General features: G+C 40.1%; 24 protein-coding genes and 1 riboswitch. Of the genes, 14 read left to right on the top strand and 10 right to left on the bottom strand.

The genetic code is table 11. The features are described from left to right. Positions 1-34: 34 nt before the first annotated feature. Entirely contained in the window at positions 35-745 is a 711-nt protein-coding gene (gene purC, locus NE558_RS10535) for a phosphoribosylaminoimidazolesuccinocarboxamide synthase (protein ID WP_256150022.1), read from the bottom strand. A gap of 206 nt (positions 746-951) precedes the next feature. Next, positions 952-1,446, bottom strand: a complete 495-nt coding sequence (gene purE, locus NE558_RS10530; protein ID WP_256150021.1) for a 5-(carboxyamino)imidazole ribonucleotide mutase — start codon at positions 1,444-1,446, stop codon at positions 952-954. Positions 1,447-1,520: 74 nt separating this feature from the next. Then, positions 1,521-1,679: riboswitch (ZMP/ZTP riboswitch) on the bottom strand. Positions 1,680-1,846: 167 nt separating this feature from the next. On the opposite strand from purE, the gene NE558_RS10525 reads away from it, so the two are divergent. The 8 genes from NE558_RS10525 (at position 1,847) to NE558_RS10490 (ending at position 10,789) form a co-directional block, all read left to right on the top strand. Continuing rightward, positions 1,847-3,115: a dihydroorotase gene (locus tag NE558_RS10525; RefSeq protein ID WP_256150020.1), complete on the top strand. Its 1,269-nt coding sequence runs from the start codon at positions 1,847-1,849 to the stop codon at positions 3,113-3,115. A 162-nt stretch (positions 3,116-3,277) separates the two neighbouring features. Beyond that, positions 3,278-6,451, top strand: a complete 3,174-nt coding sequence (carB, locus tag NE558_RS10520) for a carbamoyl-phosphate synthase large subunit (RefSeq protein WP_256150019.1) — start codon at positions 3,278-3,280, stop codon at positions 6,449-6,451. 12 nt (positions 6,452-6,463) lie between these two features. After that, complete coding sequence (locus NE558_RS10515) at positions 6,464-7,198, top strand: dihydroorotate dehydrogenase electron transfer subunit (protein WP_256150018.1); 735 nt, start codon at positions 6,464-6,466, stop codon at positions 7,196-7,198. Continuing rightward, on the top strand, positions 7,192-8,106 hold the full coding sequence (locus NE558_RS10510; protein ID WP_256150017.1) for a dihydroorotate dehydrogenase: 915 nt from the start codon (positions 7,192-7,194) through the stop codon (positions 8,104-8,106). Before NE558_RS10515 ends, NE558_RS10510 begins: the two co-directional genes overlap by 7 nt. Then, positions 8,103-8,810, top strand: a complete 708-nt coding sequence (pyrF, locus tag NE558_RS10505) for an orotidine-5'-phosphate decarboxylase (RefSeq protein WP_256150015.1) — start codon at positions 8,103-8,105, stop codon at positions 8,808-8,810. The genes NE558_RS10510 and pyrF overlap by 4 nt, the downstream gene beginning before the upstream one ends. Further along, entirely contained in the window at positions 8,810-9,448 is a 639-nt protein-coding gene (pyrE, locus tag NE558_RS10500; RefSeq protein ID WP_256150014.1) for an orotate phosphoribosyltransferase, read from the top strand. Before pyrF ends, pyrE begins: the two co-directional genes overlap by 1 nt. Continuing rightward, on the top strand, positions 9,445-10,359 hold the full coding sequence (pyrB, locus tag NE558_RS10495; protein WP_256150013.1) for an aspartate carbamoyltransferase: 915 nt from the start codon (positions 9,445-9,447) through the stop codon (positions 10,357-10,359). Before pyrE ends, pyrB begins: the two co-directional genes overlap by 4 nt. Position 10,360: 1 nt before the next feature. Next, positions 10,361-10,789 carry an aspartate carbamoyltransferase regulatory subunit gene (locus tag NE558_RS10490; RefSeq protein ID WP_256150012.1) on the top strand — a complete coding sequence of 143 codons (429 nt, stop codon included), beginning with the start codon at positions 10,361-10,363 and terminating at the stop codon, positions 10,787-10,789. Positions 10,790-10,885: 96 nt separating this feature from the next. Here NE558_RS10490 and NE558_RS10485 read toward each other — a convergent pair whose 3' ends face one another. Then, positions 10,886-11,461: an RBBP9/YdeN family alpha/beta hydrolase gene (locus tag NE558_RS10485; RefSeq protein ID WP_256150010.1), complete on the bottom strand. Its 576-nt coding sequence runs from the start codon at positions 11,459-11,461 to the stop codon at positions 10,886-10,888. Positions 11,462-11,670: 209 nt separating this feature from the next. Between NE558_RS10485 and NE558_RS10480 the strand changes: the two genes are divergently transcribed. Beyond that, entirely contained in the window at positions 11,671-13,467 is a 1,797-nt protein-coding gene (locus NE558_RS10480; protein ID WP_256150009.1) for a hypothetical protein, read from the top strand. 222 nt (positions 13,468-13,689) lie between these two features. On the opposite strand, the gene NE558_RS10475 is transcribed toward NE558_RS10480, so the two are convergent. The 7 genes from NE558_RS10475 to NE558_RS10445 all read right to left on the bottom strand — a co-directional run bounded on the left by NE558_RS10475 (position 13,690) and on the right by NE558_RS10445 (position 19,390). After that, the gene (locus NE558_RS10475) at positions 13,690-14,049 is read right to left on the bottom strand and encodes a C-GCAxxG-C-C family protein (RefSeq protein ID WP_256150008.1); all 360 of its coding nucleotides are present in this window, start codon (positions 14,047-14,049) and stop codon (positions 13,690-13,692) included. 226 nt (positions 14,050-14,275) lie between these two features. After that, entirely contained in the window at positions 14,276-14,704 is a 429-nt protein-coding gene (locus NE558_RS10470) for a SoxR reducing system RseC family protein (protein ID WP_256150007.1), read from the bottom strand. A 390-nt stretch (positions 14,705-15,094) separates the two neighbouring features. Next, the gene (locus NE558_RS10465) at positions 15,095-16,252 is read right to left on the bottom strand and encodes an AI-2E family transporter (RefSeq protein ID WP_256150006.1); all 1,158 of its coding nucleotides are present in this window, start codon (positions 16,250-16,252) and stop codon (positions 15,095-15,097) included. Positions 16,253-16,273: 21 nt separating this feature from the next. Beyond that, positions 16,274-17,731 (bottom strand): aminoacyl-histidine dipeptidase, encoded by a 1,458-nt coding sequence (locus NE558_RS10460; protein ID WP_256150005.1) that lies wholly within the window; start codon positions 17,729-17,731, stop codon positions 16,274-16,276. Positions 17,732-17,973: 242 nt separating this feature from the next. Continuing rightward, a complete protein-coding gene (rnc, locus tag NE558_RS10455; protein ID WP_256150004.1) occupies positions 17,974-18,669 on the bottom strand; it encodes a ribonuclease III in 696 nt (231 codons plus the stop codon). A gap of 2 nt (positions 18,670-18,671) precedes the next feature. Then, on the bottom strand, positions 18,672-18,902 hold the full coding sequence (acpP, locus tag NE558_RS10450) for an acyl carrier protein (RefSeq protein ID WP_256150003.1): 231 nt from the start codon (positions 18,900-18,902) through the stop codon (positions 18,672-18,674). 155 nt (positions 18,903-19,057) lie between these two features. After that, positions 19,058-19,390 carry a hypothetical protein gene (locus NE558_RS10445; protein ID WP_256150002.1) on the bottom strand — a complete coding sequence of 111 codons (333 nt, stop codon included), beginning with the start codon at positions 19,388-19,390 and terminating at the stop codon, positions 19,058-19,060. A 572-nt stretch (positions 19,391-19,962) separates the two neighbouring features. On the opposite strand from NE558_RS10445, the gene NE558_RS10440 reads away from it, so the two are divergent. The 5 genes from NE558_RS10440 to rpmF all read left to right on the top strand — a co-directional run bounded on the left by NE558_RS10440 (position 19,963) and on the right by rpmF (position 24,233). After that, the gene (locus NE558_RS10440) at positions 19,963-21,009 is read left to right on the top strand and encodes an ATP-binding protein (RefSeq protein WP_256150001.1); all 1,047 of its coding nucleotides are present in this window, start codon (positions 19,963-19,965) and stop codon (positions 21,007-21,009) included. Positions 21,010-21,202: 193 nt separating this feature from the next. Further along, the gene (gene pta, locus NE558_RS10435) at positions 21,203-22,204 is read left to right on the top strand and encodes a phosphate acetyltransferase (protein WP_066051973.1); all 1,002 of its coding nucleotides are present in this window, start codon (positions 21,203-21,205) and stop codon (positions 22,202-22,204) included. A gap of 96 nt (positions 22,205-22,300) precedes the next feature. Continuing rightward, positions 22,301-23,497, top strand: a complete 1,197-nt coding sequence (locus tag NE558_RS10430) for an acetate/propionate family kinase (RefSeq protein WP_256150000.1) — start codon at positions 22,301-22,303, stop codon at positions 23,495-23,497. A gap of 47 nt (positions 23,498-23,544) precedes the next feature. Then, positions 23,545-24,051, top strand: coding sequence for a YceD family protein (locus NE558_RS10425; RefSeq protein ID WP_256149998.1), 507 nt, complete (start codon positions 23,545-23,547; stop codon positions 24,049-24,051). A 2-nt stretch (positions 24,052-24,053) separates the two neighbouring features. Continuing rightward, positions 24,054-24,233: a 50S ribosomal protein L32 gene (gene rpmF / locus NE558_RS10420; protein ID WP_066051981.1), complete on the top strand. Its 180-nt coding sequence runs from the start codon at positions 24,054-24,056 to the stop codon at positions 24,231-24,233. Positions 24,234-24,403: the final 170 nt, after the last annotated feature.

The raw sequence follows: 24,403 nt of genomic DNA, 5'->3' as shown, positions 1-24,403 counted from the left end.
GCACCTCGTCTATTCACTCTGTACTGTAACCGGATTATTCACCCATTAAACGCTTTAATACTTCCTGATAAGCATCCTCAACATTGCCTAAGTCACGGCGGAATCTGTCTTTATCAAGCTTCTCTCCTGTTACAGTATCCCAGAAACGGCAAGTATCGGGGGAAATTTCATCCGCCAATACAATTTGTCCATCTGCAGTCTTACCAAATTCCAATTTAAAATCTATCAGTTCTATGTTTGCATCTTTCAAATAATTGCTCAAAATTTCATTAATCTTGAAAGAGTATTTTGCAATTAGGTCAACTTCTTCTTTTGTTGCAAATTCCATGGCTAAAATATGATATTCATTAATCATAGGATCGCCCAATTCATCATCTTTATAACAATACTCCAGAACTGTACGCTTCATTTTTGTGCCTTCTGCCAAGCCAAGACGCTTCGCCAAAGAGCCTGCAGCAATATTTCTTACGATTACTTCTAAAGGTACAATTGTTACTTTCTTTACTACAGTTTCTCTATCGGAAAGCTCTTCCACAAAATGTGTAGGAATCCCATTTTTTTCTAAAAGCTTCATGAGGTGATTTGTTACACGGTTGTTGATGGCACCTTTCCCAAGAATAGTGCCCTTTTTCAGACCATTGAACGCAGTTGCATCATCCTTGTAGGATACGATGCAGTAATTTTCATCGTTGGTTGCATACACCTTTTTTGCCTTGCCTTCATACATCTGAATTGTCTTTTCCATGATACTGAATTCCTCCTAAAGAATCATCTTTTCGCCTTTCGGCTTGTTGGGTTAATGAGCATTTATATTTATAAGTATCGTTACTTTTTTCTTTTCTGCCATGATAGAATGCACCACGTAATTTCACTGAGAAAATCAGGTTTGCACACGCCCTTGTTGGCAAATCTATTAAGATTTTCCCATTTAGACATGGTTGAATCTCATATTTATTTATTATATTTTTCCGCTATCAAACGGTCTTTTTCTAATACTTGTTTTGCATTATCTGCTCTTGCCATGTGAAGTTTCTCAGCCAATTCTTGGTCTGTTACCGCCAAAATCTGAATTGCCAATAATGCCGCATTTTCTGCCCCATCAATGGCTACTGTTGCCACAGGCATGCCCCCGGGCATCTGAACTGTAGAAAGGAGTGCATCCAAGCCATCCAATGTGGAAGATTTGATGGGAATACCAATTACAGGTAAGGTGGTGTTCGCCGCCATAGCTCCTGCCAAATGAGCCGCCTTCCCCGCTGCCGCAATGATTGCGCCAAAACCATTCTCTCTTGCATTCATTGCAAAAGCTCTTGCTTCTTCGGGTGTTCTGTGGGCAGAATACACGTGAACCTCAAAGGGCACACCATACTTGTCCAAGGTTGTTAAAGCTTTTTCCACAACAGGAAAATCACTGTCACTGCCCATAAGAATCGCTACTTTTTTCATGGATAACCTCCTAATGGTTATATAATTTAATGATTTGAACAAAAAAAGGGCATTCCTATTCCTTTAGTCAGAAACAGGACTGCCCAGACGGTCGACAAAAGCAGTATCAATCCCCTGACTTTACATTGCGAATCAGGTGCGTCACAAAAAACGCTGAATATTTCCGAACTGCTCACTTCAAGCTTTCTACTCCCTTGTGGTTTCCCACTGATCCGTCAGTTATAAAAAGCCCCTTAAATTGACAAACTAAGTCTACACAAAAAAACCGTTTCTGTCAATTCAAGCAATTTAAAAAACCTTAAAATATATTCTTGACACATTAAAAACCATATGCTATACTACTGACAATTTGTAAAGAAATACTTACCCTAAACGACCAAATGGAAAGGAGCTGGAGCAATTGAACTACATTTTACCGAATGTTAATGTATTTGTTCGAGACAGATTTGTCAATTCCAACATATTTATTGCAGATGGTCTTATTTCTAAAATTTCCACAACGAAACCTTCCTATTCTTCAGATACTATTCTTTTTGAATTGGAAGGTCGTTTTGTGTTTCCCGGTTTTATTGATGTTCACGTACATCTAAGAGAACCGGGATTTTTTTATAAAGAAACCATAGAAACAGGGACGAAAGCCGCCGCTCATGGGGGTTATACCACCGTCTGTGCAATGCCAAACCTGTCGCCCACACCGGACTCAAAAGAATATCTTGCACCTCAACTGGAAAGCATTCAAAAAAATGCCTGTATTCATGTTCATCCCTACGGCACCATTTCTGTAGGGGAAAAAGGTGAAGAATTTGCCGCATATGACGAAATAGCAGAATATGTTTGCGGTTTTAGTGATGACGGCCGGGGTGTGCAAAATGACGAATTCATGGGCTCTGCCATGAGAAAAATCAGTAAATACGGAAAAATCATCGCGGCCCACTGTGAAGATAATACTCTGCTTCATGGTGGCTATATACACGATGGGGAATATGCCGCACTTCATGGGCATAAAGGTATTTGCTCTGCAAGTGAATGGAAGCAAATTGAACGGGATCTGGCCTTGGTCAAAGAAACTGGCTGTAAATATCATGTCTGCCATATCTCCACAAAGGAATCCGTGGCTCTCATTCGAAAAGCAAAAGCTTGTGGTATTGATGTTACCTGCGAAACAGCACCTCACTACTTAGTTATGAATGATAGTATGCTGGAAGAGGATGGTCGTTTTAAAATGAACCCTCCCATACGAAGTGAGGCAGACAGACAAGCGTTAATCGAAGGGATTTTGGATGGCACCATCGATATGATTGCCACCGACCATGCCCCCCACTCCCCAGAAGAAAAATCAAAAGGTTTAGTAGGAAGCATGATGGGCATTGTTGGTCTGGAAACTGCCTTTCCTGTTTTGTATACAGAATTGGTGCAAACAAAAATCCTGACTTTAGAGAAACTCGTAGAATTACTCCATATTAATCCGAGAGAGCGCTTTGACATCGGCACACCCTTAGAAGAAGGACAACCCGCAGACCTTACTGTATTTGATTTAAACAAACAGTATAGAATAAACCCGTCAGAGTTCCTCTCTAAAGGTCGAAGTACACCCTTTGCAGGAAAAGAAGTATTCGGTCAGTGTGAGTTGACCCTCTGTGGGGGAAAAATTGCATATCAACGAAGATAATAACCTTGGACAGCTATACATTCATCTTGCCTATTATCTGTAAGATAATTGATTTACATATTGATTATTTATACAAAGGTTAAGTTTTGAAGCACACTAAGGTTTATATAAAATAATTGTACAAGAAAGACACCTATCCATCTATTTCAAGGAGGAACTAAAATGCCTAAAAGAACTGATCTTAAAAAAATCCTTATCATCGGCTCCGGCCCCATTGTAATCGGACAAGCAGCAGAATTCGACTATGCCGGAACACAGGCTTGTCTAGCTTTAAAAGAAGAGGGCTATGAGGTGGTTTTGGTCAATTCCAATCCCGCCACCATAATGACCGATACTACCATCGCAGATAAGGTTTATATGGAACCGTTGACCTTGGAATACATTGCAAAAATCCTTCGCTATGAGCGCCCCGATGCTATCGTTCCGGGAATCGGCGGACAAACAGGCTTAAATCTGGCGATTCAACTGGAGAAAAAGGGTATCTTAAGAGAGTGTCAAGTAGAGCTTTTGGGCACAAGCTGTGAAAGCATTGAAAAAGCAGAGGATAGAGAACTCTTTAAAGAGCTTTGTCAAGAGATTGGAGAGCCCGTTATTCCCTCAATTATCACCTATTCAATAGAGGAAGCAGTTCTGGCGGCGACAAAAATCGGTTATCCTGTTGTGCTTCGTCCTGCCTTTACCCTCGGTGGTACCGGCGGCGGCTTTGCCGAAAATGAAACAGAACTTCGTGAAATGATGAAAAATGCGCTCTCCCTTTCTCCCACTCATCAGGTTCTGGTGGAAAAAAGCGTAAAGGGCTATAAGGAAATTGAATTTGAAGTAATGAGAGATAAGACAGACCGTGCAATAACCATCTGTGGCATGGAAAACGTAGACCCTGTGGGTGTACATACAGGGGATTCCATTGTGGTGGCACCAATTCTAACCCTGAATGATCAAGACTTTAGTATGCTGAGGGATAGCGCTTTAAAAATCATTCGTGCATTAAAAATAGAGGGTGGCTGTAATGTACAGTTTGCTTTAGACCCCGACTCCTCTAAATACTATTTAATTGAGGTAAACCCTCGTGTGTCTCGCTCCTCTGCCTTGGCATCCAAAGCAAGCGGCTACCCCATCGCCAGAGTAACAGCAAAAATAGCCGTAGGCATGACTTTGGAAGAAATCAAAATCGCAAATACCAATGCAAACTATGAACCGGCCTTGGATTATATTGTTGCAAAATTCCCACGCTTTGCCTTTGATAAATTCGCTACCGCAACAAATAAGCTGAGCACACAAATGAAAGCAACCGGCGAGGTTATGGGCATCGGTCGCACCATTGAGGAGTGTCTATTAAAATCCATCCGATCCTTAGAAATCGGCGCATCTCATCTATATATGCCAAAGTTTGATACCGTAAGCAACGAGGAACTCCTTGCCTATATTACGCAAAGCCCCGATGACAGAATCTATGCCATCGCCCAGTTAATCCGCAATGGAGTGAGCTTAGATGAAATTTTCAACGCCACTATGATTACAAAATATTTCTTAGAGGTAATGAAAAACATTGTAGACTATGAAAAAATACTAGCGGAAAATATAGGTGATAAAAAACACCTGACCATAGCTAAAAAAATGGGCTTTTCCGATAACATCATTGCAAAGCTTTGGAATCAAAAGGAAATAGAAATTTTTAATCTGCGTAAAGAGATGAACCTGTTCCCTGTTTATAAAATGATTGAAACCAGTGGAACCGGTGGATATATTCCTTACTTCTATTCAACTTATGAGGAAAAAAACGATTCCATTATCAGCGATAAGAAAAAAATCATCGTTCTTGGCTCAGGGCCAATCCGCATCGGTCAAGGCGTAGAATTTGACTATTCAACCGTACACGCAGTAACAACGATAAAAGAATTCGGTTATGAATCCATCATCATAAACAACAATCCGGAAACAGTCTCTACTGATTATACTACCAGCGATAAATTATACTTTGAGCCCCTAACCGTAGAAGATGTTATGAATATCGTTGAATTAGAAAACCCTATGGGTATTATCGCCTCACTCGGAGGTCAGACAGCTATCAATCTTGCCCAACCTCTCATGGAGCGTGGTGTAAAAATCATAGGTACCGATGTAGACGCCATCGAGCGGGCAGAAAACAGAGATGCCTTTGAACATATTTTAAAGGCCTTGGATATCCCCCAGCCAAAAGGGAGAGCAGTCACCAATATCGAAGATGGCGTAACGACAGCCAATGAAATCGGCTATCCCGTTTTGGTTCGCCCCAGCTACGTTTTAGGTGGACGGGCAATGCAAATTGTTTCTAGCGAAAGTTCTCTTCGCACCTACTTGAAAACAGCAGTGCAAATTAATGAGGATCAGCCTGTACTGGTTGATAAGTATATCCAAGGTAAGGAATTGGAGGTTGACGCAGTGTGCGACGGATTTGATGTGTTCGTACCCGGCATTATGGAACATGTAGAGCGCACAGGGGTTCACTCAGGTGACTCAATTAGTGTTTATCCAACCTTTAGTGTATCTCAAAAAGCAAAAGGCAAAATTTTAGAATACACAAAAAAATTAGGTCTGGGAATAGGCATTCAAGGTTTATTCAATATTCAATTCATTGTAGACAGCAACGATAACGTATTCGTAATTGAGGTAAACCCCAGATCCTCCAGAACGGTACCCTTCCTATCCAAAGCAACAGGCTACTCCCTTGCTGACATTGCAACACTGGTAATCTTGGGCAAAACTTTAAAGGAACAAGGCATCTTCGGCATCTACCCTGACGAAAGCCCTAGATGGTACGTAAAGGTTCCCGCTTTCTCCTTTGCAAAGCTCAGAGGCATGGATACCTACCTCTCCCCAGAAATGAAGTCCACAGGAGAGGCAATTGGTTATGATAATAAGCTGAACAGAGCCCTATATAAAGCCCTGCAAGCATCAGGCATGAATATCCTGAACTACGGCACCGTTTTGGCTACCATTGCTGATAAGGATAAGGAAGAAGCTCTTCCTCTCATCCGCCGCTTCTACGAGCTGGGCTTTAATATTGAAGCAACAGCAGGCACAGCAGAATTTCTGAAGGAGCATGGCATCCGTACCCGTATCAAGAAAAAGGTAAGCGAAGGCAGTGAAGAAATCTTCGACTCCATCCGCTCCGGCTATGTCAGCTATGTCATAAATACTAGAGATGTGAATTCCGAAGAAGGTATGAATGATGGACAAGAAATTCGTCAGTGCGCTGTAGAAAATAACGTTACCATGTTCACAGCCTTGGATACCGTAAGAGTACTCTTGGATGTTTTGGAAGAAACAACCCTTTGCATTTCCACAATCAACGCCTAAGGAGGGCTTTCCTTGAATCAGTCTTACTTTAAGATAGTAAAAAATGAGCCCCTTACAAGCACTGTGTACCGCATGGTGCTTGAGGGGGATACCTCTGCTATAACAAGAGCAGGGCAATTTATCAATATAAAAATAGAGGGTCTATTTTTGCGCCGTCCTATTTCTGTCTGTGATTACGATGAAAAAACCATTACCATTTTATATAAAGTTGTGGGGAAAGGTACAGCGGCCTTGGGGAAAATGGAACCTGCCTCAGCATTAGACATTCTTACAGGTCTTGGAAATGGGTATGATACCACAAAAAGCGGTAACCGACCCTTGCTCATCGGTGGCGGTGTAGGCGTACCCCCTATATACCGCTTGGCAAAAAACCTTCTTTCAGAAGGAAAAACACCTCTTGTTATTCTAGGCTTTAATACAAAAGAGGAAGCCTTTTATATAGAGGAATTTAAACAACTTGGCATTGAAGTCCTGATCGCCACAGCAGATGGAACCCTTGGAACAAAAGGCTTTGTTACCGATATTGTAAAAAGTCTGACTGCGTATACTTATTTTTATACCTGTGGCCCAGAACCAATGCTGAAAGCCCTTTCAGCATGTACCAATACCAGCGGACAGCTAAGCTTCGAGGAAAGAATGGGCTGTGGTTTTGGTGCTTGCATGGGTTGTTCCTGTCAAACAAAGTATGGTAATAAACGTATTTGCAAAGAAGGCCCTGTTTTGGAAAAGGAGGAAATCATATGGTAAACACAAAAGTCATCCTAAGCGGTATTACCTTAGATAACCCCGTCATTCCTGCCAGCGGAACCTTCGGCTACGGCTATGAATTTGCAGAGCTCTATGACATCAATATATTAGGCTCCTTTTCCTTTAAAGGAACCACAAAAGAACCTCGCTTCGGAAACCCAACCCCAAGAATTGCAGAATGCACAGAAGGGATGATTAACTCCGTGGGCTTGCAAAACCCAGGCATGGAAAAAGTCATCAGTGAGGAATTGCCCAAAATGAAAAAGGTTTTTCACAAGCCTGTGCTTGCAAATATCAGTGGTTTTTCTGTGGAGGAATATGTATATTGCGCTGAAAGAATAAATGAGGAAGAACAAGTAGGCATCATCGAAGTTAACGTAAGCTGTCCCAATGTGCATCATGGCGGCATGAGCTTTGGTACAAGCCCCGAAGCGGCGGCAGAGGTGACAAAAGCCGTAAAGGCAGTCACCACGAAACCGGTTTATATCAAACTCAGCCCCAATGTTACAGATATTGTAGCCATTGCAAAAGCTTGTGAGGATGCAGGGGCAGATGGCATCAGTTTAATCAATACCCTAATGGGAATGCGTATTGACCTAAAAACAGGAAAGCCTGTGGTTGCCAATAAAATGGGCGGCTTCTCAGGCAAAGCCATCTTTCCTGTGGCAGTGCGCATGGTTTATCAAGTATATGAAGCAGTAAAAGTGCCCATCATCGGTATGGGTGGCGTATCCACGGCTGAGGATGTAGTGGAACTAATGTTGGCAGGTGCAACGGCAGTGCAGGTTGGTGCCGCGAATTTAGTAGACCCCTTCGCCTGCAAAAATATAATTGAAGCTTTACCCCATGTGATGAAAAAATACGGAATCAAAGATCTAAACCATATTATTGGAGGTGCCCACAAATGAGTAAAGATGTAATCATTGCTTGCGATTTTAACAGCAAAGCCGACCTCATGTCCTTTCTGGAACATTTCAAGGAAGAAAGACCTTTTTTAAAAATCGGAATGGAGCTATTCTATGCAGAAGGCCCCGCAATCGTCAAAGAAATTAAGGAAAGAGGCCATAAAATCTTCTTGGATTTAAAGCTTCATGATATTCCCAATACTGTGAAAAAAGCAATCTCAGTTTTGTCAGATTTAGATGTGGATTTGTGTAACGTTCATGCATCAGGCACCCTCGCCATGATGGAGGCAGCTCTGGAGGGCTTCACAAAAAAAGATGGTACTCGTGGTCTATTAATCGCTGTAACCCAACTCACCTCCACCAGCGAGGAAAGAATGCAAGCAGACCTTTTGATTAATAAGAGCCTGGAAGAAACCGTATTGCATTATGCAAAAAATACAAAAAAAGCTGGCTTGGATGGCATTGTTTGTTCCCCATGGGAAGCAAATAAGGTAAAGGAGGTCTGCGGCGAGAAATTCCTTACTATCACCCCTGGGGTGCGTTTTGCTGATGGAGAAGCAGGTGATCAAGTACGTATTGCAACCCCTGAACGTGCAAGGGAATTAGGCTCCGATTATATTGTTGTAGGCCGCCCCATTACCCAAGCCGCTGATCCTGTTGCCGCATATAGAAGATGCTTAACCGAATTTTTAGGAGGAAATGCGTGATGAAACATTTGATTGCAAAAGACTTATTATCCATTGGTGCCGTATTTCTCCGCCCCGAAGACCCCTTCACATGGGCAAGTGGTATCAAAAGTCCTATTTACTGTGATAATCGACTAACCTTAACCGCTCCCGAAGTAAGAAACCATATAGAAAATGCTTTGGCAGAAACCATCCGTAAAGAATATCCCCAATGTGAAGTTTTGATGGGCACCAGTACTGCAGGCATAGCCCATGCAGCAATCACCGCTCATATTTTAGGCCTCCCTATGGGCTATGTTCGCTCCGGCGCCAAAGATCATGGTCGCAATAACCAAATTGAAGGTAAATTGGAAAAAGGCCAAAAGGTGGTTGTTGTAGAGGACTTGATTTCTACTGGGGGAAGTGTCATTGAGGTTGTCAATGTCCTTCGTGAGGCAGGTGCAGAAGTCCTTGGCGTTGTCAGCATCTTTACTTACGGGATGCAAAAAGGCTTAGACCGATTGAAAGAAGCCAACGTAAAAAACATTAGTTTGTCCGACTTTGACGCCGTTGCAGAGGTTGCCGCAAAAGAAGGATATATTAAACAAGAAGACATTAAAAAACTAATTACCTTCCGTAATAACCCTAGTGATGAAGGCTGGAGGAATGTTTCATTATGAGAAGCTTGATTGATATTGTTGACCTTTCCATTGCAGAAATTGACGATTTAATCACTACTGCCAATGATATAATTGAATCTCCCTTAAAATACAGCGAAAAGTGTCACGGCAAAAAACTTGCCACTCTATTTTTCGAACCTTCCACAAGAACAAGGTTGAGCTTTGAAGCGGCAATGATGGAATTGGGGGGTAACGTATTGGGCTTTTCTGCGGCAAGCAATAGCTCCGCTGCAAAAGGAGAAAGCGTTTCCGATACCATCCGAACCGTAAGCTGTTATGCAGACATTATTGCCATGCGTCATCCCAAAGAAGGCGCACCAATGGTAGCTTCCCTCCATTCATCCGTCCCCATTATCAATGCGGGAGATGGCGGTCATAACCATCCAACTCAAACCCTTACTGACCTTTTAACCATACAACGGGAAAAAGGCCACTTTGACAGCTTAACTGTAGGGCTTTGCGGAGATTTAAAATTTGGCAGAACTGTGCATTCTTTAATTCATGCCTTGTCCCGCTATAAAAATATTCACTTTGTTTTAATCTCACCAGAGGAATTAAAATTACCTGAATATATAATCAATGATATTTTAGATAAAAAAGGAATCTCTTATACTGTTACCACTAGCTTAGAAAAGGTTATGCCGACCTTGGATATTCTCTATATGACCCGTGTACAAAGAGAACGCTTTTTCAATGAGGCGGATTATATACGTTTGAAAGATAGTTATATCTTAAATAAAGAAAAGCTGACTACTGCTAAAGGGGACCTGTGCATCATGCATCCACTGCCTCGTGTCAATGAAATTTCCGTAGATGTGGATGATGACCCAAGGGCATGCTATTTTAAGCAGGTTCTCTATGGAAAATTTATCCGTATGGCACTCATTTTGAAGCTTTTGGAGGTGGAATGATATGAATATAGACTCTATTCGTAACGGAATTGTAATTGATCATATCAAGGCAGGGCAGGGTATGGAAATCTATCAGCTTTTAAACCTAGAAGCCTTAGACTGTTCCATCGCCTTAATTAAAAACGCTAGTAGCGGTAAAATCGGTAAAAAAGATATTATAAAAATAGATGCTGATTTTGACCTAAACTTAGATGTCTTGGGGTATATCAATCCGGATATCACGATAAACGTGATCAAAGACGGTCAGAGAATAAAAAAATTTCATCCCCAATTGCCCCAAAGATTGACCAACGTAATCAAATGCAAAAATCCTCGTTGTATCACCTCTGTAGAGCAGGAAATCGACCATGTCTTTAAACTTACAGATGGAGAAAATCGAGTATATCGCTGTATTTATTGCGAGTCTAAAGCAAAGGCAGAATCCATGTAATCATCTATATTCCTGGTTACTCTAAATAAAATGCAAGAGTGGCTGTCGAAAACAACCACCCTTGCATTTTATTATAATCCTCATTTAGCCTATAGACTATTCTTCATCCGAAATAAGTTCCTCCAGCAGCGCTGCCACCTCTGGAAATTCTGTAAATCCATCCCGATCAATAAAATGCCCACCTTTATCAAGAATAATGAGTCTAGCGTCCAACTTGTCCGCCATTTTTTTTGTCGCCTCCATAGGCACAATATCATCATCCACTGCTGTAAGCATCACTCTGTGTGGAATAAGACTCCTCACCTTTTCTATATCAATTTCACCTGACATAAATTCATTTAATCCCTCTTTTTGTATCTCCATTGGATTTTTGTCCATGAACCCGGAAACCAGAATAGCACCTTTTATCGAAATACTCTTTTTCAAAATGAAGCGCAGTGTAGTGATACAGCCAAGGCTATGACCAATAAAAATTGTATTTTCATTAATTTTACTAACACTCTCATCTAGCTTTTGCAGCCAAGGAACGAGATGAGGGTCATCGGTATTAGGCATATCAGGAATAATTAGCGCAAATCCTTTATTTTTCATCTGCTCCTTCAACCAAGGAAACCAATTTGCCTTGCTAGAAGCAGTAAACCCATGTATTAAATAAATAGATGACTTGTTCATATGAACACTCTCCTCATTTGTAGCTTTTTCTCCTTGTTATCTCTATGCTTTCAATACTCTTTTCTACAGTATTTCAAGTATATCAAAAGATACTCCTATAGGGAATCCCTTCATCAAATTTAACCTCCCATCTAGCAATCTTTCACCCTTCTATTCTTTTTCCCCCGTTTCATGCATAAACTGATAAAAAAATTCAAGGGAGCGTTTCTATGCAAAACCCCAATGTTAAATATCTAAAAATGCCAAGCGGATTTTTCTGTCTTTTTTATCGCCAAAGTAATATTCTTTTTTTCCGGTCAAATACAAGTACAGGCTGGTCAACCCCGCAAATCTTAGCGGAAAGAATCGGTTCAACCTTTTCTGTTTGCCAGTATGGAGAGGTATGCTATGTCCTTTATACCACAGCAGGTGGAACTTTAAACATCGCTTCCTCCAAAGATTTTGTGAATTGGGAGCATGAACCTTTAAACGGCATTACAATCAGTTCTAGTAATCCAAAATTCTTTATTGTTCCAACAGAAAACACTTTACATATTATCTATCATTTGCCAACAGAAGCCAAAGGGATTGATTCTTTGGTTTATTGCGCTTTTCGAAACGGACGGTGGGAAACCCCTTCACAAATTGACCGTTTCATCCCCTTTGGAAGAACCATTTTCCTTGCACGGCGCTTAAGCAAGGAACACATCATTCTATATTATAGAACCGCCAGAAATACATGGTGCGCACGGGAAATGCTTCTTAGCCCATATACCCTGGGAAGCCTAACGCCACTAATTCAAACACAAACTAATTTTGTTGATATTTCCGTAGTAAACGATATGGAGCGTATTCATATTCTGTATATTACCCGTAATATGTTCCGCACACAAGTTATTTATCAATACAAGCAAACAACAGCAGTCAGCACCCCTCGTGTACTTTGGGAAGACACAAATTGTGATAACGCCATGGCATTTTTGGAAAATGGAAAAGTCATGTTAATGTGGACTGCCAACGGCCGGCCATTGCGCTGTATTTCGGAAAACAATGGTGCAACATTTGGAGTGGTGGAACACTATACAGGTAGCTTTCCGTCACAATGCTTTAAAGGTGAGCTGACAAATGCAGACACCTTGGAATGCAACGCCATGGAGACCTATGGGGATTTATCCAGAAATTTCAACCCTTTCCTTTTGGTGAATGCATCGGAATCTATACAACAGATTCAAGCACTGCCTTTTGAACAGGAAACACAGCCCCTTCCTGGGAAACAGGAAAAAGCATCCCCACCTCTTTACTACACGCAAGAACCACAACCACGCCGGTTCACTCAGGATGCACAGCCCCAAGGCATTCCCTATGTCCAAGAAACACGAACACAACCATCACAGTTTACCCAAGATACACAACCCCTGCGTACACCTTTGAAACAAGGGACACAGCCAAGCCGCTTTACGCAAGAATCTCAGGCACAGCCCATTTCCTTTGGGCAAGAGAGCCATTCTAACCCATTTGTAGAGGTTGCGCAAGCACAGCGCGTCCCTTTTGAACAAGAAATACAATACTCTCGATTTGCCCAAGAACCACAGTCTAATCCTTTTACCCAAGAAACACAGAACAATCCTTTTGGGCAAGAGGCGTCACTGCAAAAAATGCAAAGAAAATCTACATCTGTTCAGAACTCCCAAATACAACAAATGGAAGAATTGACTGCTCTTCTGGCTCAGCGTAGTGATGAAATCACAGAGGTGAATGCACGATGGAAAGCTCAGATTTCTCGTTTGGAAGGAGAGCTTGAGACGTTGCGTCAAGAGAATAAAAAGCTCAAGCAATCAATCCATGCGGCACAAGCAGAAAAACAACGCATGGCATCTATACAAAATATTCAATCAGAACCTACTGAAGATAATTATGAAGTACTTCAAGCGGCAGAAAATATCTCTCCACAACCTCATGAAATGTCATTACCTTTAATGGAGTCATCCCCCAGTCAAGTAGAGGATACGGAAGAAATCATAGATTGACCACCATCCGAATATTGGTTAAAAGATATCCATCTGTAGCCGATTTTTTAGGACTAGAATAAATTTTCCAAACAAAAAACCGTATCACAAGAATCAAATAGCATTTTTGTGATACGGTCTTTTCTTTTTAATATTATTAATGATAAAAGCTTGACCGCCTTAGAAGTTGCGTATTTTGTAAAATTCAAAATGACATGACATAGGATATCTATCATGCCGTTTTTAAGCTTCACGAATAATCTCCTCTAGCATTTGTGCAATTTCTCCAATCAAATCGTTGCAATTTTCTCTTCTGGCAGAAAGTCTACAGCAGTCAACGCAATTCCAATTTCCTTGTGCTCTGCAAAGTAAGATCAGGCTTTTCTGCTTTGCCTCCTCTATAGGAAATAAAATCCCCAAAACCATGACCCCGGCAACCAATGCACTGCATATTCCCCCAACGCCAAAACCAGCACTAATTGCATTACAGCTCATTAATAATTCTTCGGATAGAGGAAACCCAAATGTTTCTGATGCAGCCCTTAAAATAGCACGGGAACAATTTTCTCCCTCCATGCAAAGAGCCATTGCCCGTTCCTTCATAAAATCATCTCCTTTGATTCATAGTATGAAAAAATAGGACAATGGTTCTGCCTAATGGGGACAAATAATAGAAAATTTTATTATTGCAATATACCCATAATAAGATCTTTTAAAAAACAGATTCTAATGACTTAAATAAAAAAGCAACCTCGATTGAGATTGCTTGAGGGCGTCCTTTAAGTAGACACCCTCTTGATTTTATATTCTTTTCAGTTTAAATATTTTCTTACTGTCCATACCCCTCAGAGGTTAAGCGAACTGCCAAAGGCAAATATTTTCCACCTTCCCATCTAGGATTTTGACTTTTAATCCAGGCATAGCTAATTAAAACACCTGCCATACCCAAAGTAAAGGATACTAAGCTTTGGGGTAGGGGTACCATAGGACTAACCACGAAATAGCCAAAAAACAACCCAATGAAAAATCCAATCAGAGGAATGCCATAGCTAATCAAAATCGCCTTTAAAAAAGCATTATCCTGTAATTCCAACTCAACCCAATCTCCCACCTCAGCCTCGCAAAGGTTCTTGGCATCAATATCCATATCCTGCTCAATATAGCCGGAAAAACATGCTTTACAATGTCCACAAGCCTCCTGACGAATAATATGAACCTTAACCATATTTCCTCTTTCTTGCGTTACCAATCCTTTCATTGGCAATACCACCTTTCTATACTGACCCTAAAATAGAGGGCTTTCTCCACACTTTACAACTACATTATAAACAAAATACAAAGCTTTTTCAATATCCAAAGCTTTTATTTCATCTGAAAGGTTCTTCCTGCCAACCAACCATAAAAATATTTCCCTTTGACTATTCTATTCGTCTCATACTACGAGAACTTTGTAAATCCAAATTTTTAAATAAAACAGCATTACACGCTATGTCACATAACGAAATTTCCAAGGAAAAAATATATTCCGGAATTCTTATATTTTAGATATACACTGCTACCCCCTGTACTTTTTAAAAAGGCGTCGATAATCGACGCCTTTTTCTATCTTCTCTGTGTTATTATAAAAAAGCAAACATTTTTTGAAACATCACCAAACATCCAGTCCCCCTTGCTTTTTCCTTATGAACCAAACGAAAAAATTATTGATTAAAGCGCCCAAAGGAACAGCAAACAACAATCCCCAGAATCCAAAAATCCTTCCAAATATAGCCAGGGACAATAATACTAAAACGGGATGCATTTCAACTTTTTTTCCAACAACCTTAGGAACAATATAAACACTATCAATCTGTTGTAAAATTAAAATGAGTATGGAAGCATATAATGCTCGGATAGATTCTCCACTCAAAAGCCCCGCCATGATGGCCAAAATAAAGGCAATAAATGCCCCAAAATAAGGTATTAAGTTCGAAAAGCCTGAAATTAACCCCAACACAACCCCGTAGGGCAAACCAACTATTGTAAAGGATATAGAAAACAAAATGGCCATGATTACAGCATCCGTCATCTGTCCGCCTAAATACCCCATGATTACATTGTTGACCTCCAAAGACGCTCTGCGAATCCGTCGTGTTGCCTTTTCTCCAAATAATAGCAAAGAGAATTCCCTTAAATAGCTTAATATCATTTCCTTTTCCATAAGAAAATAAAAAGCCACCGTGAGCCCTATGGTAATATCAATTAAGCTATTTCCAATTTGCGGTATATATGCAGTGATACCCATAATTTTTTCCTGTATCCAAAGGGTTGCATTCTCTGTCCAAGCAGATAAAATTCCTTCCACATTTTGTAAAACACCTAGCTCTGCCAGCTTCAAATTCATCAATACCAAATAATCTCCAATTTTCCTGACAAAAGCGGATAACTGCTCCGCCAGCCCTTCTAAATCTGCCGCTCCTAAACCCTTTGCTGCCCATCTCCCCCCTAAAAATAATACTACAAAGATAATAATATAGGCTGCTCCCGTTCCTACCTTTCTGTTCTTGATTTTACTGCGTTGTATTGCTGACAAACGTTTTTCATACTGCCTTTGTAAGAAGTGGGTAAGGGGTTCAAATAATACCGAAAAGAAAATCGCCCACAAAAGGGGAGCAAAAACGGCGAGGATTCCCCTCGCCGTCTGAGTTACGACATTTTTCGCCTCGGAAAGCTGAAACAAAAGCATCCCCAAAATAACTAAAATACTTACGGTAAAAATTACATGAAAGGAGATGACCAAATACTTTTTATTCCAAGGCAGTCGCATATCTTCACCATTCCTTAAATTTTAGTGATCCATTTTTTTTAATACTTCCTTTAAATATTCCCAAACACGAATAGTGGAAGCCACCGAAAGGCGCTCGTCAGGGGTATGCACGTCGTGCATCTCCGGCCCAATGGAAACCATGTCCAAATTGGGTATCTTTTCGGAAAACAACCCACATTCCAAACCGGCATGAATTGCAGCAATTTCTGCTTCCCTACCGTACATCTCTTGGTAGGTTTTCGCAAACAACCTTAACATTTCAGAATCCGGATTGAACCTCCATCCTGGATAATCATTTACTTCCTCGACCCTGGCTCCACAAAGATTGGCAATGGCATGGATTTTCTGACAAATTAACTCTTTTCTGCTTTCCACAGAACTTCTAACTGCGTTATCAAAATAGATATATTCAGCAGTGGTTTTTACAATCCCAATATTATTTGAGCTTTCAACCAAACCTTCCATTTCCATGCTCATGGTTTGCACACCATAAGGCAAAAGCAATAAAGTATAAATGACTTTGTTTTTTGTATCTTCAGTAAAAACCTGAAAAACAGCTTCCCTCAAAAGTTCTATTGATATAGTTATAGACGGCTCACAGGAATTATATTCCTCCTTGAGAATATTTTCTATTTTCATTAAATATTCTCTTATCCCATCTTCTTTTTCCTTATCAAATACAACAACTGCCTCCGCCTCTCGGCAAATGGCATTGTCCATGTTCCCACCATCCACACTGGCTAATGAAAATGTTTCCTTTTCCTGTAACATACATAAAACTCTGCCCATCAATCGGTTGGCACTGGCTCTTTGCAAATGAATATCAGACCCGGAATGGCCTCCCTTTAATCCACGGATGGAAATTTGATATGCAGCTTTTCCTACAGGATTATCCATACGTTCTGCTGGCAGATAAACCCTTACCCGCCTGCCTCCCGCGCAACCGGAAAGTAAAACGCCCTCTTCCTCCGTATCCATATTTAAAAGCCGCTTACCCTCTACATCAAAGGGCTCAAAAGCTCTTGCGCCCCCCATGCCGATTTCCTCTTCAACAGTAAAAAGGGCTTCAATGGGTGGGTGCTCCAATGTATTATCATCCAAAAGAGCCAACATATACGCCACGGCAATCCCATCATCACCGCCCAACGTTGTTCCTCTGGCATGAATAAACCCGTCTTCTATATATATGTCTAAAGGATCCTTCAAGAAATCCATTTCCGTTCCTGCATTTTTCTCACAGACCATATCAATATGACCCTGAAGAATTACAGGAGGTACCTCTTCATATCCCTTCGACCCACTTTTTTTAATCAAAACATTGCGGCTCTTGTCCTGACGGAAATATAGACCTCTTTCCTTTGCAAAAGCTACAATATAATCGCTTAAAGCCGTTTCATTTTCACTTCCATGGGGAATTTTACATATTTCTTCAAAGTAGTAAAAAACCTTATCCCCACCTAGTCCATCTAGCTTACCCATCTTTTTTCCTCCCTTCGACATTGCCTTTTCCATAATAATCCTGACAGTATTGGATTCAATGCCGTTTACAGCCCTATTATGTGTGGAAAAAGCCACTTTAATGCTATGTTTACCATACATACTTTATTTTCTTGTGTATTATTCATCCTTACAAATCATATAACTTTTTTTCTTCATAAAAAACTCCGATAGAATGGTTCCACCGGAGTTTACGATACAGCGCCCTCGAGCATATGCCGTTGTCAACCGTTCATATGCTCCAATGCGTTATTTGCGGCATTTTGCTCCGCCTCTTTCTTACTGCGTCCACTTCCCTTGCCCAAAACACGGCCATCGTGGGTAACCTGAGCCAGAAATATCTTATTATGGTCTGGGCCTTGTTCATCTACAATTTTATAAAGCAAAGGAACCTTACTTATTTTTTGAATGACTTCTTGTAAATGGGTCTTTCCATCTAAGCTCTTAAAGTTGTTCTTAGTGTTAGCAATTTGCTCTTCCATAAAACGCATTACATAGCTGGTCGCCGCCTCAATGCCTCCATCAATGCAAACAGCACCGATAATGGCCTCAAATACATCCGCCAAAATAGAGTCTCGGTTTCTTCCACCAGTACTCTCTTCTCCTTTGCCCAGCAAAATACAGCGTCCTAAGCCCAGCTTACGGGATAAAGCCGCTAATGACCCCTCACAAACTACTGCTGCCCTAAGCTTCGTCAGCTCACCCTCAGGCATCTGTGGAAAAAAACGATACATATACTCGCTTACCACCATGTCCAAAACGGCATCACCCAAAAATTCCAAGCGTTCGTTGTTTTCATGACTGCCCTTTTTCAACTCATTGGCATAGGAGCTGTGGGTCAAAGCTAACACCAATAAGCTTTTATCCGTAAAAGAGTACTCTATCTTTCGCTCGAACTCCTCCAGATTTAAATGATTCATACTTAGTTCTCCAATACATTTTTAATATAGGCAATTGCATCACCAATGGTTTTGATTTTTTCCGCTTCGTCATTTTCAAATTCCATATCGAAAGCTTCCTCTAAAGCAGAAATAATCTGAAATAAATCTAAAGAATCCGCACCCAAATCCGCAAAAACAGTATCAGGTGTTAAAGTATCCGCCGATATATTCATCTGCTCTGCAATTACATTCATTACTACTGATTCGTCCATATCATTAACCTCCTCAATTATTCTTTATTTTTCTTTCAATACTATAACCCATTTGCTCCCATTTGTCAGTAGAAAACCGTAAAAATAGTGAAACTTTTGAGGGGTTTTTCGGCAAAAAATTGCCCATCTTTATTAGATAGGCTCAATTTACTCCGTTATTTCGGAACTTTCAACTTCCCTTTATATTCTAATACCAAATCTTCTAAACCTTCTATAAACATAGCCGAATCAGATATTTTGGTAAACTTCATTTCGTTTCCATCAAAAACAAGAATAAAAACCTTGTTTTTCAATCTTATTTCCTGACTTTGAATGCCTGCTCCCTCTAAATAATAAACGTTTTCAGCTTCTCTTTCGTATTCTCCCTTAATATAAATACCTAATACCTGATTCATTAAGTAAAATTCATTCGTATCAGTGACGCTTACTGTATACCCTTCATAGGAATATGTACCCTGAAAAGAACCTGTTAATATAGGTGTATCCATCACTTTTTTTACTATGATTACCCAAATTACAATGAGAAACAAATAAATACTGAATCCCATAAAAAGTATCAGTTGATGTCATGGAACTTGTTTTGAAATTATACTATACATAAATATATAATGTCGATTTATAGCATTATAAAACACAAATATATTATTGATAATATTTCGACAATATTTTACAAGTATACATTTTCATGATTATATTTTTCTTCGTAGCTTTTTATTTCAACTTATTACTTGTTAACTATTCAAATTAAAAAAAGCTTGTGTATTTTTGTGCATTGTTTTTCACTAACCTCTAAAAACGCCAAAATCCAGTAAACTTAAAATGTTTATATTTAAAACCGCCTAAAATCAGCCACTTTTATTCTTTTAGATATTAGAAAAACCTTGAATTATTTAAATGGTAAATAAATAACAAATTGCATATAAAATGAATTGTTACATTTATATGTGATATAACAAAAAAAACCGTAAGAAATATTAAAAAATCGTTAAAAATTTATCTGGAAATTTATCTAAAAAAAGGATATACTTTTAATAATAGTTTATGATTTGAGGATGATAACGTGGAAAAGTTTTTAGAAAAACCAGATTTCCTGCAAGACATCTTTGTCGAGGAATCTTGGAAAAACATTGATAAGATTGACAGCTTCATAGAAGAAAAGGCAAAAGAAGAAGACTTTTCCGTATCCAGGGAAGAGGTAGATGGTCTATTCCGCACTATGCATAGCATCAAAGGCTCTGCATCCATGATGGGATATCCCTCTATTTCAGAAACAGCCCATAGCGCGGAGGACTTGTTCTCTTATTTGCGCGAAGAAGAAAACCCAGCACAAAAAGATTTGAAAACCATTTTACAACTACTGCGTATGGTATCCGGATTTATGAAACGGGAACTGCGCCGAATGGAAACCGATGAAGAGGTTACCGATTTTGGTTGGGCTGTGGTACGAAGAATTAAAAATTTTTTAGCCCATGTTGATAACGAAAATGAACCGGAAGGCCCAAGCTACCAAATTGCCTATACTCGTAAGGGAAAACAAATTATTCCTTACACAAACTTTGCTTCCCTCATCCCCCAAATGGAACGCCTCGCCAACATTATGGGAAGAGAGCTTTCAAAGGAGTTTACAGTGAAAGTTTCCGGAGCAGATACAGAAGTTCCAAGGGATATTTTCGACAAAATCTCCATGGCCGTTTTACAGATGATGAAAAATAGTATGGATCATGGGTTAGAAAGCACTTCCGTTCGTGAACAACTAGGCAAAACTCCCATTGGAGAAATTTCTTTAGAAATTCAAAAAGCTGGACAAAGGGTCTTTGTCGTTTTCCGAGATGACGGACGAGGTTTAGATAAGCATGGCATATTAGAAACAGCGCATGAAAAGGGTCTTTTGAAAAAACCAGAAGAAGAATATGAGGACAACGAAATTTTTGCTTTTTTGTTGCGTCCTGGTTTTACTACCAAAAGCAGAGCCACAATGTTTTCAGGCAGAGGGGTAGGTCTTGATGTTGTAAATGCAACAATCTCCGCTTTGGGTGGAAGCATCCGCATTGAAAGCCGAGAGTATATGGGTACCACTTTTTTTATGGAATTTCCTGTCATTGCATAACGAAATCATATCAATTATAATTAAGAACCTGCAATTATTTATATAGCAAAAAGATGCGACTTGGCTGAAAAAATGAGTAAATTTCAGCCATTTTTTTATGTCTTTGCCCTTGTACCTGTGGGACATTTTGTTTATAATAATAGAGATGTGGGTAACAAAAGAAATTCTACAATCAACTAGGAGGTTTTTTACCGTGGACTTTTTGACACTAATGAAAGAAAAGGCGAGAGCCAATAAGAAAGTAATCGTTTTGCCCGAATCCTATGAAAAAAGAAACCTGGAAGCAGCAGCCGAATGCTTAAAGGATGGATTAGCAGAAATCGTATTAATCGGTAATAAAGAAAAAATCATGGAAGCAGCAGGCAGCTTTGATGTTTCCAAGGCAATTTTCGTAGATCCCGAAATTTATGATAGAATGGATGAAATGGTTGCAGGCCTTGCAGAAGCAAGAAAAAGCAAAGGCATGACATTGGAAGAAGCAAAAAAACTTCTTTTGGATGATTCCATGTTTGTAGGTGTTATGCTGGTTAAAATGGGCGTTGCAGATGGTATGGTTTCCGGCGCAATCCATTCTACTGCTGATACGCTGCGTCCTGCATTGCAGATTTTAAAAACTGCACCTGGCACAGAATTGGTGTCTTCCTTCTTTATTATGGTAACACAGACACCTGAATACGGTGATGACGGCATTTTATTGTTTGCTGACTGTGCACTTAATCAGAACCCCACTCCTGCAGAATTGGCTTGTATCGCAGGCGACTCCGCAAAATCCTATGCTGCATTCGTGGGCAAAGAAGCAAGAGTTGCAATGTTGAGCCATTCCACAATGGGTTCTGCAAAGCATGCTGATGTTACAAAAGTAGTAGAGGCAGTAAAAATTGCGAAGGAAAAATATCCTGAAATCAAATTGGATGGCGAAATCCAGTTGGATGCTGCAATCGTAAAAGAAGTTGGCGAATTAAAAGCACCTACAAGCCCCGTTGCTGGTAAGGCAAACTGCTTGGTATTCCCTGACATTGACGCTGGTAATATCGGCTATAAATTAGTACAGAGATTTGGTAAGGCAGAAGCTTTCGGACCTGTGCTTCAGGGTATTGCAAAACCTGTAAATGATTTATCCAGAGGCTGCTCTGCAAATGATATTGTGGCAGTTGTTGCTATGACAGCTGTACAAGCTCATGTAATGGGTAAATAATTCTCCACATGTTTCTTGTTCGCTTTTCAATTTGAAAGCGATTCAAAATAATAAAGTTTATGTAAGAAAAAGGTAAATAATGAAGGAGAGAAAATAATGAAAATTCTTGTATTGAACTGCGGCAGTTCCTCTTTGAAATACCAGCTTTTCGACATGGAAGGCGAAGTGGTATTGGCAAAAGGTCTTTGCGAAAGAATCGGTATCGAAGGTTCCAAATTGAAACACCAGCCTACTGATAAAGAAGATGTTGTTTTTAATGACTACTTGGCAGATCATGATGTTGCAGTAGGCAAAGTTATGGAAGCTTTGACAAATCCCGTTTACGGTGTAGTAAAGAGCATGACTGAAATCAACGCAGTTGGCCACCGTGTAGTACATGGTGGTGAATACTTCTCAAGCTCCGTTGTCATTGATGATGCAGTGAAAGAAGCTTTGGAAAAATGCAGCGAGCTTGCTCCTTTGCACAATCCTGCAAACTTAATCGGTATTGCAGCTTGCGAAAGAATTATGCCCGGCGTGCCTCAGGTTGGTGTATTTGATACAGCTTTCCACCAGACAATGCCAGAAAGAGCATACCTTTATGCAATTCCTTACGAATATTATGAAAAATATAAAATCAGAAGATACGGCTTCCACGGGACAAGCCATAGATACGTTTCCGAAGAAGCTGCAAAAATGTTGGACAGACCTTATGATCAAACAAAAACCATTACTTGCCACTTGGGCAACGGTGGTTCCATCTGTGCGGTAAGAAACGGTAAATCCATCGATACTACCATGGGCTTCACACCTTTGGAAGGCCTTGTAATGGGAACCAGAGCTGGTGACGTTGATGCTGCTGTTATCACTTTCTTGATGGAAAAAGAAAAATTGACTCCTCAGGAAATGGATAATATCTTAAATAAAAAATCTGGCGTTTTGGGTATCTCTGGCGTTTCTAGTGACTTCCGTGATATTGAAGATGCAAGCGAGCATGGCAATGCAAGAGCAGAAGCAGCTTTAGATGTATTTTCTTATAAGGTTGCAAAAAGAATTGGTGCATATGCTGCAGCAATGAACGGCGTTGATTGTATTGTATTTACAGCTGGTTTGGGCGAAAATTCCGGCCCTACAAGAAGATTAATTTGTGACTACTTGGGTTACCTTGGTGTTCACATCGACTCTTACAACAATTGTTTAAGAGGAAAAGCAATGGAAATCTCTGCTCCTGATTCCAGAGTAAGAGTTTTGGTTATCCCTACCAACGAAGAATTGGTAATTGCAAGAGATACGAAGGAACTTCTTGACAAATAAGAAGCCTTTCAGTATAATATTTTAGGTACGACTATGGGGTGATTTGAATGTTACTTGGAATGGCTCAATTGTTTAGCAGAAACGGATTATCAATTCCCGTTATGCTAGCTGAGCAAATCAATGATACGTCGGATTATCCCGATGTTGTGGAATTTTTGCAGCCTGTAAAGTTAGAGGGAACTCTTAAAAACGAGAATGAAATTTTCGTTTTTGAAGCAAAGGGCAATACAGAGGTCAACCTTCGGTGTGACCGTTGTCTTGCACCTGTCAGAAAAGAGCTTTGCTTCGAGATCAAGGAACGTTTTGCTCATACAGGCAGAGGAAACGAAGAGACAGAAACTTTTTCGGGGGATCAAATTGATCTTGCGGACTTTGTCAGAAGGGGTATTCTTTGTGCTTTACCTATGAAGGTTCTTTGCAGCGATCATTGTAAAGGGCTTTGCCCCGTTTGCGGAAAGAATCTAAATGAAGGTGTGTGCGAATGCGATACAACCTATATAGATCCGAGATTTGAAAGTTTAAGGACTCTTTTCAATGTTGACGAGGAGGTGTAGAAATGGCTGTACCCAAGGGACGAGTGTCGAAATCTAAAAGAGATAAGAGAAAAGCACAGAGTTGGAAAATTGCAACTCCTAGCTTGGTAAAATGCAGCAAGTGTGGTGAACTGATGACTCCTCATCAGGTTTGCAAGGCTTGTGGCGCATATAACAAAAAGACAATTATCAAAGTTGACTAATGTTAAACTCGAAAAGACAGCATACTTGCTGTCTTTTCTTCTTATGTATAACAATTCTTCAAGAATTGATTTTCCATAGAATACAAAGAGGTTGCAATCATTGATCAATCCGAGTAAAATAATAACAGAAATTAGGAAATGATGATAGAAACACCAAAATGATGGAAGGA

Origin of the sequence: Anaerotignum propionicum (genome assembly GCF_024461735.1) — a bacterium.
Classification (GTDB): Bacteria; Bacillota; Clostridia; order Lachnospirales; family Anaerotignaceae; genus Chakrabartyella.
Note: the sequence above shows the minus strand (reverse complement) of the source record. Positions and strands in the feature narration are given on the sequence as shown.